Consider the following 14,512-nt stretch of genomic DNA (forward strand, 5'->3'; position numbering starts at 1 on the left):
AAAGAGAGAATAATAGATGGGGAATGAAAAAGCTACAACAATTTCCACCTTCTTCGAACATGTTAATAAACGAATTTTGAAGAAAAACGGGATGCTCTATAAGAACTTGCAAATCGGGTTAGCAGGTAGGATTCTTGAAATTCGATATTGGGATGAAATGGAGGTGTCATTGATAAGATCCTCTCTTCTCGGAAGAGTGCTTTCAAAAGAGATGTACGGAGTACCGGATGCAGTAATATGGTACTATACGGATGATGTTAACATCTATATTCCCGATTCGTTTCGAGATAAGCCGCTGCCCGAAGGAGCAATAACCGATGTATATCAGGGAAAGGACACTACGGGATGCATCAAGGTTACTAGAAGTACGGAGATGGAGGGTGCCGACTACATTGGAAAGACCTATTATTTCTGCAGACAAGCAGGCACTGATTATGATGATTGCATGTTGGGACATCCGCTTATAAGATGTTTTTATTTTTGGGCAGAGCAGGAGGGCTTATTGATTCTGCATTCCGCTGCAGTAGGAGTTAATCATAAAGGGGTATTGATAAGCGCGCGGGGCGGTGCTGGAAAGTCAACTTTGTCGGTGAGTTGCTTGCTTGAGGGATTGGATTTCGTGGCAGATGATTATGTGATGATGCGTGAAGCGGGAGAACGAAATGCATTGCCGCTATATACAATGGTTGGATTGAATTCGGATATGAATCAGATTTTGAAACCGAATATGCCTGTGATCAAGACAGAGGAAAAGCGAAACGGGAAGAAGTTTTTTGATGCATCCGCCTATCCTTTTCAAGAAGAATTACCGATTAAAGCTATTTTGTGTCCAAAAGTTACGGATGGAAGCGAGCCAATGATTGTGCCAACAGACCGAGGGCCGGTTTTGGTGAAATTGGTTCATTCCAGTGTAAGTCAGATTGGCGGGCGGAGAGATACAGAAATGGTTAAGAGAATGATGGACAGACTGAAGGATTTGCCAACTTATGAGTTCTGTTTAAGTAAAGACCTTAAGAAGAATGTAACCGTATTGCGAAAATTTATGGAGGGACTTTAACATGTATAAATTAAATGAAGAGAAGATGTTTTATGATATGGCTGATGGACAGGCCATAGTAATTAATTTTGTTACCGGAATGTATTATGGAGCAAGTGCTCTTGGATCGATGGTTTTAGATGCGTTGATGCAGGGCAAGGCACCGAAACAGATTGTCGATACAATCAAAAATAATGAGGGCTGTGTGGCAGATATTGACCAGCGTGTAGAGCGGTTTATTGCTGCGCTTACGGAAAAGGAAATTTTCATTTCGAATGATCAACCGTACAGCCAGGAAGCAATGGCCGATTTTGTCGTAGTTGATGGAGATTACAGCCTTGAACTGAATGAATTCGCGGAGGTTCAAGACCTTCTGTTGGCAGACCCCGTACATGATGTGGAAGCAGATATGGGATGGCCAAGACTAAAAGAAGAGGATTAATACAGTGAAGCTATCTATTATTATGCCTGTATACAATGCCGGAAATTATTTAGAAGAAGCAGTGGAATCGATATCGAGCCAGATCTGGAATGGCGAGAAGGAGATTATTATTGTGGATGATCATTCAGAAGATCATTCCTTTGCCAAAGCCCAGAGCTTGGGTGATCGTGTGATCTCGGTGGAACATGGCGGTGCAGCAAAGGCAAGGAATATCGGACTCAAGATGGCTTGTGGGGAGTATGTACTGTTTCTGGATGCAGATGATGTGTTGTTGCAGGATGCATTGGTCAATCTTTTTACTGCCATGGAAGAGGAATCGGACTGTGATGTTGTATATGGAAAGGCAAAGGATTTTGTTTCGCCGGAGTTATCGAGTGAACAAAGGGCGAAACTGAAGGTAAGAGAAAACGGTTATGGCGGCGTATTGCCGGGCTGTGCGCTTATCAAAAAATCGGTCTTTAATCGGAGCGGTTACTTCGATGAAAATCTTTCAAGCGGAGAAACTGTAGATTGGATGATGAATGTGAAGGAAGCAGGAGCTGTGGTTCGTGAAATCAATCAAGTAACGTTAAGGCGACGCCTTCATATGACCAATACAGGACGTTTAAAACGTGAAGAAGAAATGAGAAATTATGCGGCTATTTTAAGAAAAAGGATGTCAAAGGAATGAAACCGTTAGTATCCATCATATCGCCAGTCTATAATGCCATGCCTCATTTACACACCTTCTTGGATTCCGTAGAAAACCAGACTTATGCGCCGCTGGAACTTATTTTGGTGGATGATGGGTCTAGCGATGATTCACTCTCAGTCCTTACAGAGAGAGCTGTAATAATGGAGAAAAAAGGCATATCAGTGAAGATTATTTCCCAGAACCATGCAGGACAAGTGGCTGCTGTAAACTTGGCGCTTCCGAATGTCCATGGTGAACTATTAACCTGGTGCGATGCGGATGACTACTGGATAGAAGACAGTATTGAAAAGATGGTGGGGTGTCTTCTTGCTCATCCTGATGTCAATATGGTGCGGAGCAATGGCTTGATCAAAGATGAGACAGAAAATCCGATTAGGTATAGAGAAAAAGAAAATCAGCCGTTTTTATCCGATATATTTGATGACTTGTTCCATGAGCGTATTTTGGAGCTTGCGGGTCGATTTATGGTGCGAACGGAAGCCTTGTTTTCCTGTTATCCCAATCGTCAGATTCCGGCATCCACTGTAGATCAGAATCCGCAGCTGCTGCTTCCAATCGCGAGCAGAAGCAAGTGTGCTTATCTAAACGAGGAGCTACATGTATACTGCAGGAGAAGCAGTGGCCATTCGAGTACGAAGCGTAGTTTCACGGAGACTATGAAACGGATAGAAGATATCAAGCAGCTTTATTTAAGTATTTTGCCCTACTGTGAATGTGATCAAGAGTATTATCGCAAAGAAGTGGAAAATATGATTGCTGCATTTAAGAAGACCTTAATGCAAACTACGGCGATGATGGCAAGAAAGAGAACGAGCATAGAGTGAATACAGGAATATTGACGATTCATAATAAGGTTAATTCCATGGACTATCTTAAGAAAGCGGCGACTTGCCTTGAATAAATCACTCGGAGTGAATGTACTTACACTATGGAATCTGTTTGGTCGAAAGAGACAGATTCAATTTTGCGTGCTTGTTTTTTTCTATGTAATAGGTGCAGCGTTAGAGACCGCAAGCATTTCACTTATCTTCCCCTTTGTTTCTGCGATTCTAGAGGGGGGGCATGAGAGTATAAGAAAAGTTGCTTATTTTGCGGGAATTGTTTTTATATGTTTTCTATTAAAAAACGTGTTTGTATATGGGTTAGGAATTATAAAGCGCAAATATATCGTTAACAATTATAAGGATACAAGCAAGTCACTGTTGCGTATGTACCTGGATCAAGATTATCAATCCTTCATTGATGAAGATTCGTCGGCTCTTATTAACAATATTAACAAATATACGGGTTCTATTTTCTTGAGTATACAGAGTATGCTGGAATTTATTGCAGAAGCTCTAGTCATTCTCATGCTTTTGGCTTATATGTGCATTCTAAATGTCAATATATCGGCGGGTTTGATTCTGGTGTATGTTCTTATCATGCTCCTGTTCCATCGGTTTATTTATACGAAAGTGCGAGATACCGGCAAACGTTCCAATCACAGCTTTGACCGAATGAGTGCAGTTACGAGAGAGGCCATAAATGGTATTAAGGAAGTAAAATTGTATAACGCGAAAGATGCAGTGGAGCATCTCTATGAAGGGTATATTCAGGAGAATGCAACATTAGAAGTAAAGCAGACTGTTTACTCCACGTTGCCTAGATATCTGATTGAATTGATTACGGTGGCTTGTATGTTGATGGCTTTTCTTGCTGTTTACGTAACAAATGGCTCATCCGAGGACGTCATGTCGAAAATGGCCATTCTAGCCTTAATTTTAATTAGAGTTATGCCAGGAGTGACAAGAATAAACGGTTATTTATCTTCTTTGTATGCCAATTCCTCGGTTTTGGATCGAATGGACGGAGGTTTCTACGAGAAGATTAAAGAGATATTAAAGGAAGACAAACAAAGCAAGTCGCATGCAGCAATTGATCAAGACAAAGATACACGTACTACAGGCGGGTTTAAACAGGGAAGCAAAATTGTATGTAGTGACCTGTCTTTTTCCTATGAGAATGGACAAGAAGTTTTGAAGAAAATAAATGTTGAGATTCCTTGCGGTGCTATCATTGGTTTAAGGGGCCCCTCCGGAATAGGCAAAAGTACACTGTTAAATTTGTTGACGGGTCTTCTTGTACCGAAAGATGGAAGACTAGATGTGGAGCATGAAGATGGAACGATGGAACAACTTAGCGAGATAAAGCTTCGTTTCGGATATCTTCCGCAAAAGGTTTTTTTGTTGAATGCAAGCCTGAAGGAAAATATTGTCTTCTATCGAAACTATGATAAAGGAAAAATGAAGCATGCTATATCGGTAGCTCAAATAGCAGATATGATTGCAGGGTTAAGTCATGGAGAGGACACCAATCTTGGCGAAAACGGAATCTTTCTTTCCGGGGGACAGTGCCAACGCGTGGGCCTAGCGAGGGCGGTGTATGATTCTCCGGATATCTTGGTGTTAGACGAGGGAACCTCTGCACTCGACGAATGCCTTGAAGAGGAAGTCATGAGGGCAGTGTCTAGATTAAATAATCAGACTGTTATCATTGCATCCCATCGAGAATCGACTCTAAAGCATTGTGATTTCATCTATGAATTTAAGTGATTAGTACAGTACCGAAGAGCTCGAGGGCGCCTAATCCGCAGATCTGGCCGCACTCGCGCGTCAGGCGCTTGATGACGGAGACTACTTTAACTCTATAAAAAACGATATAATATGAAGGGGCGAGACCTCTGTGGTAATGAGGAGGGATCTTGCCTTTTACCCTCTGAGAGTCCTGTGTGTTCAGACATTTCTTTTACAACGCGACTGAAGATTCGTTTAAAATCATGTTGAAATCATTGCAAAAAACCGTGCTCATTGTATGTTTATTGCTATTATTACCTCAATCAGTTTTTGCAGAATTATCTAATACAGCTGCGACCCCTACCTCTGACAGTTCGTCCACGAAGGTGGTATTCCCTATCGCGTTCAAACGCGCAACGGGCGATGCTATCGTCTCTACGGCAGCGGATGATAAGGGCAGTATCCTTATTGTGACGAATCAATATCTTAATATTACACATGACTATGGGAAAACCTGGGTGTCCCGATCCCTCCCATCGTCGGGCATGTATGCAGTGCGCTATTTGAAAGGGAAGTTCTATCTATCCACGATGAACGTCGACCAGCATTACTCGGTGATTCGTATCTATTTGTCCAGCAATGGCGGTGACGAGTGGACGAAGATGACCCTTGGGGCCAAGAACGGTGGACCGATCACAATTGGCAATCTGCAATATTTGAATGGCAAATATATTCTGCTCGGCAAGCAGTTGCTCAATGAACTTACAACTGTATATACGTCCTCGGACGGTTTTACCTGGACAGAGGTCGGCTCCATACCGATCGGCATTGAATTTCTAACCTGGAACGGCATTTACTATACAGCCTATGGTTCGGGGTATGAATTGATACCGTTAAAACAAGGCCAGCAGCTGACCCGCAACCAGTTTAAGCTGAAAAATGGAAGTTGGGTTGAGTTGATTGTGTTTACTTCTAAAGATCTACGCGATTGGACCATGCAATCGGGAGCTATTAAAAAGAACTTTTTTTATAATTCACTTTATGTCAATAACAGGCCGTATCCAATTTACTACGTCTCGGAAGAGCAGCCGGTTACGAATGGAACGATCATCCTATTCGATGCACTTGGGAATACGTTGAAATCAACAAACGGTATTTCATTCACGATGTCAAGCCGTCCGGATTTGTTCCCAACGAATGATTACCGCTCACCGATGTACAAGATTGGCAAGCAGTATATGATTTACACCCAGTACTGGTACGCCCCCGGTGTTATGCGCTTAAATGTGCTGACTTCCACTGACAAGGTTAATTGGAAAAGGACGAAGCTGAGCCGCAATACCGATAACATGTACGTCTCTCAAGCGGGAAGCATGCTGCTGGGTATTGCCGATAAGCATGTTCTGCTATCGAGCAACGGCATTGACTGGAAGGTCATTCGATAGGCATTAATCGGTAGTCACAATAAAAAGGACCGTAAGGATGAACTTGAACTGTGTTCATATTCCCGTTAAGTTGACAATTAAAAAACAGTGAAATAATCGGTGATGGCATTCCTGAATTCAACAGGGGCGGTCGCCTTTTTTTTTTAAAACCGCTCGTGGTTTATTCAACTTACCTCCGTTTTTTATGAAGATGGTCTTACGTTCAACGTCATGTGTACAGTTGATGATTCTAAGAGGTGGCTTTCTGAAGGGATGGAGTCACCAAGGGAGTTAGAAGAGAAATTTAAGCTTGCTAGGCAGAAATCTAAACTAGCTGGAACCATTTGTGACTTGTATTTTGTTATTAAAGGACAATATTAAAGTAAGCCAATGGGCAAGCGGAGGGATCTAACATTGCGGTCTAATTCGTCTACAGACATATATGGATGTGAGGTTAATTAAAACTTACAGATTCATTGCAGGATCCATGCAAGATTCTGTCGAATTATATCGAGTATTGTCGTTAAAGGTTCATAAAAGGTATTTATTTAGAAGAGGTGCAGCAATGTCAGATAGACCAATAGCGGTAATCATCTTGGGAATGCATCGAAGCGGTACATCACTTCTGGTTCGAACCGTCAGATCGTTGGGAGTCTACATAGGGAATGAACATCAGATGGTCTTGCCTAGGGAGGACAACCCTGAGGGCTTCTGGGAACACGCCGAGATTGTGGCTGTTCACGATGAGTTGTTGGATCAGCTATCTTCATCTTGGGATGCCACGAAGCCGCTGCCCGAGTTGTGGTGGCAGACAGAAGCAGGAATAGCAAGTCGTACAAAACTAATCGATATTGTCACTAGAGATTTCTCTAACCAGCCATTGTGGGGATTTAAGGATCCGCGAACGTGCTTGCTGCTTCCGTTATGGCAATCCGTGTTTGCAGAATTAAAAATAGATTCCAGGTATATTCTCAGCCTGCGCAATCCTTTAAACGTAGCCGCTTCTCTGCATAAGAGAGATCAATTCCTTTATGACAAGTCATTTGCGATATGGAACTTGCACGTCCTCTCCAGCTTGTATTATACGAGCCATGAGCGAAGAATTGTAATTCATTATGATCAATTGTTAGAACAGCCTGTCGAGATCTGTCGCAGGATTAGCGACTTTTTAAATATTCCGTACGGCGCCATGGAGCAGGAGAGAGCCAGCAGTTTACCAAAGCTCGCCATGCGGCACAGCAATTATTCAATGCAGGATGTGTGGGAGAATCGCATAGTTCCCGCCATGGTACGGCAAACATATCAATTCGCATTAAGCGGGATGAGAGAGGATTATCCGCAGCATAATGTTGATCTACATGAGGGCGTGCGAACCGCCTATGATCAGCTGGTGCAAGCCGAACGGCTCTTGAGTCACGAGAAATCCTTTAGGATTCGAATATATTGGGCAGGTACAGACGGGCGGTTCACGGAGGATAAATCAACCTACATAACCATAAGCGCGACAGGAAAGACAAGTCTGCATGCGGTTGAGATTCGCGAATCGCTTGGATTGGATTTGCGTATCGATTTTTTCGCAGATCCTGCCTATATTAAGTTGTTCAGGCTGAGTCTTGTCCATAATGGACAAGAAGCAGATCTTCTTCGCGACTATGCCAAAGAGTACGTTCAGTTTCTGGCCTTCAGACCATTGACCGAAGAGACGAATTGCGTCTCCGGCATAAGCACGGGCAGTACATCGAAACTGGTAATTCGGGATTTGCCCCCGCATGAAGAGGCTGTGACCTTGCACCTGGAGTTAAGCTGCTCATTTCAAATAAGTGAAGATGTGATTCAAGAGCTTCAGCTTCAACACACTTCTAAAGTGGCGTTATCCACTGAACTTCACGATGCCAGCTTGAAAATCGAAAGGCTGCTGACAGCGAACGGTAAGAATGAGGAAGATCTAGAACTGGCTGCAAACCAAATTGAGCAGCAAATTGATACGCTGGAACTACTTTGCGAAGACATCAGGAGAAGTGAGACAAAGCTCGCCGCTTTAAACCACGAGATGCAAGAGGAACGAGACGAATCGAACCGATTAATAGCCGAAATTGCAAGAAGCGAGCAGCAAGTGAAGGACGAACAGACTTTGTTGATTCGGAAAAAGGATCTGGAGATCGAAAAATATCGGCGGGAAGTCACTTTATATTCAGGGTCGTTGTCCTGGAAGGCGACCCTGCCGCTTCGGGTGGCGGCAGAGATCGCGCGTAGAGCTAAACGGAGGCTCAAAGGAAAGGCAAAGAGCTTGTTGCAGCGGTATGCGATTAGAAGGAACCGCCGCTCTCGTTTCGTTGGCTTGGTCGGCAGGCTTCCTCACAAGCAATATGCGTTGATCTTCTCTCACACGAATTATTTGGAGTCCATGGGCGGTACCGAGAAGTATATTTTTGAGCAAGCCTCATATCTGTCTCAAAACAATGTGGGTATTATTCAGATTTATCCAGGCCAGAGCTACTCCTTGTTAAACACCAAGGAAGATACTTACTACGGAGTAATCGTAGACGATCAATTCATAGGCTTCTATTCAATCATTGAGATTATGGAGTGGCTCTCACACATTCATAAGCAGCTTGCCAGGATTTATACGCACCACTTGTTAAACTGGCAGATCAACGATTACAAAGATCTGTTGCAGAACGTGGAAAAGGTGGGTGCCCTACAACATACGTTTTTTATGCACGACTTTTTTGCGCTATGCTCCAGTTATCACATGATGTATCAGCCAAAGATAGGCCAAAGCATTAAGGAAGCGAAAGAAAGACGTTCCTGCATTGCCGAGATCGTCACTGCCTCGGAAAAGGATGCGGCCATTTGTCAGAGCTGTACGCACGGCATAGTGCTCGCAGAGTGGAGGAAAGCCATTCGACCTGTGCTTCATCAGTCTGATCGAATTGTAGTTCCTTCTACTTTTGTCAAAGAAACGTTGGCTGCTGTCTATCCGGATCTCACGGATAAAATGTTAGTCAGGGGGCATCTGATTTTTGACAGGCAAACGATTGTCTACAAGCCAATGCCTGAGCATCGGAAAATCAGACTAGCCTTTCTTGGTTATAAAATGGACAATAAGGGATGGTTGTTGTGGGAGACCTTGTATAAAGATGAAGCGCTTGGATGCCTGTATGAATTTCATCATATAGGCGCTCAAGACAAATATGCCGATCAGGTCGCGGTACATAGCTATTCCTTCCTTCGTGAAGGCAGAATGGGGGCGCCTAAACTGTTAATTGCGCAAGACATCGACCTGGTTTTGCTTTGGTCAATTGTTCCGGAGAGTTACTCCTACACGCTTCAGGAATCGATTGCGGCAGGCGTTCCCGTCCTTACATCGCCGCTCAGCGGCAATATTGCCGCGACCATTGATGCGCACCCGGAACTTGGCAAAGTATTGAACGGCGGGGATGAGCTAAAAGCATTTTTGTTCGATTCCGAGCAGGTAATAAGCTATGTATCAGGGGATCGGGCACGATACATACTGGAGTACAACCATTTGCTTTATACCGAAAGAGAGGCTCGTTCATGATCATTACAACATCTATATGCGCCAATTACTTGCCGAAAGCGATGGTGCTGGCGAAGTCACTAAAGGAGTCGAATCCGGAAGCGCGATTCATCGTGTGTCTGCTGGAACGGGACATCCATCCCGCCGCACAAAGCTGTGAGCATTTCGACGATATTATACTCGCGAAAGATCTTGGACTAGAACAGTTTGAGAAGTTTATTTTTAAGCATTCGATTGTCGAAGCATCTACAGCAGTTAAGGGACAACTATTTCTGTATTTATTGCGACGTTATGCGGCAGAAGACCGTTTCGTTTATTTGGACCCAGACATCAAGGTTTATGGTGAGATGACGGAGTTGGTGGAGGCGTTGGATCGTCATTCGATCGTGTTGACGCCGCATCTATGCCATCCCGAGGATATTATGGATGCGGTGATGGATAATGAATTAAGTGCTTTGCAGCACGGTGTGTTCAATCTCGGCTTTCTTGCGATCTCTAGATCCGACGAAGCCGTGCGCTTCGCCGAGTGGTGGGCGAGCCGACTGGCGATGTTTTGCTATGATGATATCCCGAGGGGCATTTTCACCGATCAGAAATGGATCGATCTGGCGCCTTGCTACTTCGACGTCCATATTCTGAAGCATCCCGGTTACAATGTAGCGCCATGGAATTTATCCAAGCGCAAGTTGACGGCGGACGACGGTAATCGGGTTAATGGGCAGCCTTTGCGATTTTTCCACTACTCCGGATTCGATTCGGGCGCAAACGAAGGAATGATTAACAAGTATGTTCCCGATCGAAACAATAGCGTCTATCATTTGCGCGATGAATACATACGGGAGCTGCAGGAGGCCGATCAGGCACATCTAGGCCGTATCAAGTGGTCTTATGATTATTATCTAAGCGGGGAGCGGATTGAACGCGCTGCTCGCATTGTCTATCGGGATACGCCTGAGATTCCATACCGGATTGACAATCCTTTCGCGCTCAGTAATGAATACTTCGAAAGGTACGTCAGCGTGGAGCAAATTGCCGGCAACGTGATTAGGCAAGGGAAAAAGCTGCTGAAGCGTCTGATTAACCGGTAAATCACAAGCTAAGCGGAAATCTATTTTAGGAGAAATACGATATGACAAGCTCAAGATGGATCTATCCGGATATTCTTCGAATTGTGGCAATTATCGGGGTGGTGCTCATCCACATAACCGCACCGGTCATTGGAATCAGGGGTGAGGTTGGTGACGTAAGTTATTGGTGGACGTCTCATATCATCAACTCCGCTTTTCGATGGAGCGTTCCTGTGTTCATCATGATTAGCGGGATGCTTCTGCTCGCTCCGGGCAGGGACGAATCGGCTATGGTATTTTATCGAAGAAGGCTCTCTAAACTTCTACCGCTGTTTCTTCTATGGAGTATGGTTTATTATGTGTGGGACATTCACAAAAATTCTGATTCTTTCGCTTGGAGCCGATTAACCGCAGGATTGGTCAAGGGAACGCTCCATTACCATCTTTGGTATGTCTATATGATCGTTCTTCTTTATTTGATTACTCCTCTTTTACGAGTGCTGGTGAGACGCATTCCGTTGCGTATTGTTATCTATATCGGGGCGGCGGGGTTGGCTTTCACAAATTTATCGGCGCTAGTAGGCTGGAAAAGCTGGGGATTCGTGATCGAGTTGTTCAGCATCCCGGGTTATGTCGGTTATTTTCTATTTGGTTATGTGTTTTCGATGATAGCTCTGAACAAAGCTAGCAGACGGCTCCTTTACGTGTCCGGTTTTCTGTCTTATGTGGCCATCGTGGGCGGAAGCTACTGGCTCTTAATCTCATACCCCTCTGCAGGAATGGATTTTTATCAATATACGTCGGTTCCTGTTTTTCTTACAGCTGCGGCGGTTTTCGTTGGCGTCAAGCATATCAGATTTCGTACGGCAATTGCTGGCGACTCGCGACTTCTATCAGTTACGGGCTCTTCCGTGTTCCATATCTACTTAAGCCATGTGCTGATTATGGAATGGATTTACGAGCATAAGCCGTGGGATATTATTCATAGCAATCCGTTGGGGTATGTACCAATTGTCGCCGTCATCATCATTGCATTGTCTCTCTTGCTTAATCTTATTTGGATCGGATGCCTCCATGTGTTAAAGGGGTTTTCCAACTTAACCGTTCGTATTGTCGAGGAAAGAGATTCGATCCATCCGCTGAAGGAAATTTACCGATATCGTGAGATGCTTCGAAGCATGGTATTGAAGGATTTGCGTGGGCGCTACAAGGGCTCCGCGCTTGGATTCCTTTGGACGTTCCTAAATCCGCTTCTTATGCTGGGTATATATACAGCTGTGTTCTCCTTCATAATGAAGGCGGATATTCCACATTACCCATTATTTATTTTGGTGGCATTGCTGCCTTGGAATTTATTCTCCCAATCGGTCACCAGTGGTGCCAGAAGTCTGCTAAATCACGCAGAGCTTATGAAGAAGGTTTATTTCCCCAGGGAAGTGATTCCTTTATCGGTCATCGTTAGCAATCTAATCAACTATTTGCTTACACTGATCATTTTAGTCCCGGCTCTCTGGATTAGCGGGATTCCGCTCACATTGACCCTATTAGCCTTTCCGATCATATTGTTGATGCAGACACTGCTTACCTTGCCTATCGTAATGCTCGCTGCCCTAGGTACGGTCTATCTACGGGATTTAGAGCACATTCTCAACGTCCTGATGATCGGCTGTTTTTATTTGACTCCGGTTTTATTTCCTTTATCGCTTATCCCTGATTCGTTCCGATGGATATTCGATTACAATCCAATGACGCCAATCATTGGTGCTTACCGGGAGATATTCTTATACGGCCAATGGCCGAATTTCGGTAACATATTCCCGATGATGGTCGTTCTAGTAATCATTAACGTTGTGGTGCTGGCCCTATTTTCGATATTGCAGAAACATGTGGTTGAGGAAGTATGATGGCTTATGAACGGAGGTGTGTGCATGAAAAATGCAATCGAACTGCAACGGGTATCCAAAAAATTCAACAAACTTAGCGGCCAACGGAATACAATCAAAGACATTGTGACGACGCCTGTGCCTGAAGGATTGAATGACAAGTGGGTTCTGCGCGATATTCAACTGGAGATACCGAAGGGTACGAGCCTGGCGTTGATCGGCAAAAACGGTTCCGGTAAAAGCACGCTTCTTAAGCTGATTAGCCGCATCCTGCATCCTACGTCAGGCACAGTTAAAGTCGACGGCAAAGTAGCGACGCTGCTGGAGCTCGGGGCCGGGTTCCATGCCGATTTTACCGGTAGAGAAAATATTTACTTTAACGGTTCCGTTCTCGGTTTTACCCGCAAAGAGATTCAAAAGAAGATGGACAGTATCATCGCGTTCTCCGAGCTTGGAGAAGATATCGACCGGCTAGTACGGAACTATTCGACCGGAATGTATATGAGGCTGGGATTCTCCGTAGCTATCCACATGACTCCAGATATTCTGCTTATTGATGAAGTATTGGCCGTCGGCGACCATGAATTCCAAAAGAAGTGTATCAACGCAATCTTGCGATTGAAGAGCATGGGTACCACGATTGTATTTGTTAGTCATGCCGGTGAGCAGGCTAGAATCATTTGTGATCAGGCGATTTGGCTCGAGGAAGGCAGGATTAAGCTCAGTGGATCGACGCGCGACGTGGTCATGGCTTATGAGCAGAGCGCGGGCGCATATGATTATCTGGCGGAATATTATTACCGGATGGGCGGCAGGAGCCAGCAGCAGAAGGACTTCGAACAAGCGCTGAAGTTCTTTAATCAATCGCTGGATAAGGGCTACAGTGAATTTTCCGTTAAAATCCTGCGTTCGTCCGTGTATCTGGAATTAGGCATGCAAGAAGAAGCAAGCGAGGATGCTGTTCGGTGTCTGGAGATCGCACCGGCAGGCACGGATATGGAGAACATTGTTCAACATGTACAATTCATCAACAGCAAACGTCATGTGGAATGGGTACGGTCTTCTAGGACGAAGCTCTTCGATAACACGACGACGGAGCCTGCTTTTCTGATTATTGGGACGCAGAAGGGTGGCACGACCTCGCTGTATCACGACCTCTTACAACATCCGGGCATCAAATCCGCTGCTGTGAAGGAGGTTCATTTTTTCGATGAGCAATATCACTTCGGGTTTGACTGGTATAAGAAAAACTTTCCGCCCGATCTGCCGGAAGGAACCATAACAGGAGAAGCGAGTCCCTACTATATGTTCCATCCCCAGACGCCCGGCAGGGTGCGCGAATGGCTGCCTAATATTAAATTGATTGCCATTTTGCGCAATCCTATTTACAGAGCCTATTCGCATTATCAAATGATGGTCAGGCGAGGCCTGGAACCAATGTCATTTCCGGAGGCGCTGCAGGCCGAACGCTCAAGGGTGAAAGAGGAATATGACCGAATGAGCCGGGACCCCCGCTATTCAAGCCAGAATTGCTCGATTTATTCCTATTTGAAGCGAGGGTTGTACGCGGAGCAATTGGAGCGGTGGTATCGATATTTTCCAAGGGATCAGATCCTTGTTATGAGCAGTGAGGCATGTTTCCGAAATTCGGCGGAAAGCTATCGAAACGTGCTTTCCTTTCTTGATATGCCGTTGTGGGAGCCAGGCGAGTACGCTTCGCTAAATGAAGGCAAATACGACCAGCCTATCCCGAAGGATACGATGGAATGGTTGCAGAGTTATTACTCAGAACCTAACCAGCGGTTGTTCGAGCTGATCGGAGAAACTTACGATTGGGACTGATAAACGTGCAATGACAGCAGTGCATATAGGC

At 44.8% G+C, this 14,512-nt stretch carries 10 protein-coding genes and 1 pseudogene; all 11 read left to right on the top strand.

The annotated features are described in order from the left end of the window. Positions 1–16: 16 nt before the first annotated feature. Positions 17–1,057 carry a hypothetical protein gene (locus AB4Z29_RS09810; RefSeq protein WP_441942874.1) on the top strand — a complete coding sequence of 347 codons (1,041 nt, stop codon included), beginning with the start codon at positions 17–19 and terminating at the stop codon, positions 1,055–1,057. A gap of 1 nt (position 1,058) precedes the next feature. After that, positions 1,059–1,478 (top strand): hypothetical protein, encoded by a 420-nt coding sequence (locus AB4Z29_RS09815; protein WP_441942875.1) that lies wholly within the window; start codon positions 1,059–1,061, stop codon positions 1,476–1,478. A 4-nt stretch (positions 1,479–1,482) separates the two neighbouring features. Beyond that, complete coding sequence (locus tag AB4Z29_RS09820) at positions 1,483–2,148, top strand: glycosyltransferase family A protein (protein ID WP_441942876.1); 666 nt, start codon at positions 1,483–1,485, stop codon at positions 2,146–2,148. After that, complete coding sequence (locus AB4Z29_RS09825) at positions 2,145–2,996, top strand: glycosyltransferase family A protein (protein ID WP_441942877.1); 852 nt, start codon at positions 2,145–2,147, stop codon at positions 2,994–2,996. Before AB4Z29_RS09820 ends, AB4Z29_RS09825 begins: the two co-directional genes overlap by 4 nt. Before the next feature lie 69 nt (positions 2,997–3,065). After that, positions 3,066–4,763 (top strand): ATP-binding cassette domain-containing protein, encoded by a 1,698-nt coding sequence (locus tag AB4Z29_RS09830; protein ID WP_441942878.1) that lies wholly within the window; start codon positions 3,066–3,068, stop codon positions 4,761–4,763. 224 nt (positions 4,764–4,987) lie between these two features. Next, positions 4,988–6,169 carry a hypothetical protein gene (locus tag AB4Z29_RS09835; RefSeq protein ID WP_441942879.1) on the top strand — a complete coding sequence of 394 codons (1,182 nt, stop codon included), beginning with the start codon at positions 4,988–4,990 and terminating at the stop codon, positions 6,167–6,169. Between the two features lie 162 nt (positions 6,170–6,331). Then, positions 6,332–6,529 (top strand): annotated as a pseudogene (locus AB4Z29_RS09840) (phage tail protein); the annotation flags it as partial. Between the two features lie 184 nt (positions 6,530–6,713). After that, positions 6,714–9,710, top strand: a complete 2,997-nt coding sequence (locus tag AB4Z29_RS09845) for a sulfotransferase (RefSeq protein ID WP_441942880.1) — start codon at positions 6,714–6,716, stop codon at positions 9,708–9,710. Then, positions 9,707–10,777, top strand: coding sequence for a glycosyltransferase (locus AB4Z29_RS09850; protein WP_441942881.1), 1,071 nt, complete (start codon positions 9,707–9,709; stop codon positions 10,775–10,777). The genes AB4Z29_RS09845 and AB4Z29_RS09850 overlap by 4 nt, the downstream gene beginning before the upstream one ends. A gap of 41 nt (positions 10,778–10,818) precedes the next feature. Beyond that, positions 10,819–12,660 (top strand): acyltransferase family protein, encoded by a 1,842-nt coding sequence (locus AB4Z29_RS09855; protein ID WP_441942882.1) that lies wholly within the window; start codon positions 10,819–10,821, stop codon positions 12,658–12,660. A gap of 24 nt (positions 12,661–12,684) precedes the next feature. After that, positions 12,685–14,481 carry an ATP-binding cassette domain-containing protein gene (locus AB4Z29_RS09860; protein ID WP_441942883.1) on the top strand — a complete coding sequence of 599 codons (1,797 nt, stop codon included), beginning with the start codon at positions 12,685–12,687 and terminating at the stop codon, positions 14,479–14,481. The last annotated feature ends 31 nt before the right edge of the window (positions 14,482–14,512 follow it).

It is taken from the genome of Paenibacillus sp. 2TAB23, assembly GCF_052115165.1.
In the GTDB taxonomy this organism is placed as follows: domain Bacteria; phylum Bacillota; class Bacilli; order Paenibacillales; family Paenibacillaceae; genus Pristimantibacillus.

Excerpts from the sequence above, each read along its gene's own strand:
- AB4Z29_RS09855 (WP_441942882.1), top strand. The coding sequence starts at position 10,819 with ATGACAAGCTCAAGATGGATCTATCCGGATATTCTTCGAATTGTGGCA.
- AB4Z29_RS09810 (WP_441942874.1), top strand. The coding sequence starts at position 17 with ATGGGGAATGAAAAAGCTACAACAATTTCCACCTTCTTCGAACATGTT.
- AB4Z29_RS09850 (WP_441942881.1), top strand. The coding sequence starts at position 9,707 with ATGATCATTACAACATCTATATGCGCCAATTACTTGCCGAAAGCGATG.
- AB4Z29_RS09860 (WP_441942883.1), top strand. The coding sequence starts at position 12,685 with ATGAAAAATGCAATCGAACTGCAACGGGTATCCAAAAAATTCAACAAA.
- AB4Z29_RS09835 (WP_441942879.1), top strand. The coding sequence starts at position 4,988 with ATGTTGAAATCATTGCAAAAAACCGTGCTCATTGTATGTTTATTGCTA.
- AB4Z29_RS09825 (WP_441942877.1), top strand. The coding sequence starts at position 2,145 with ATGAAACCGTTAGTATCCATCATATCGCCAGTCTATAATGCCATGCCT.
- AB4Z29_RS09815 (WP_441942875.1), top strand. The coding sequence starts at position 1,059 with ATGTATAAATTAAATGAAGAGAAGATGTTTTATGATATGGCTGATGGA.
- AB4Z29_RS09845 (WP_441942880.1), top strand. The coding sequence starts at position 6,714 with ATGTCAGATAGACCAATAGCGGTAATCATCTTGGGAATGCATCGAAGC.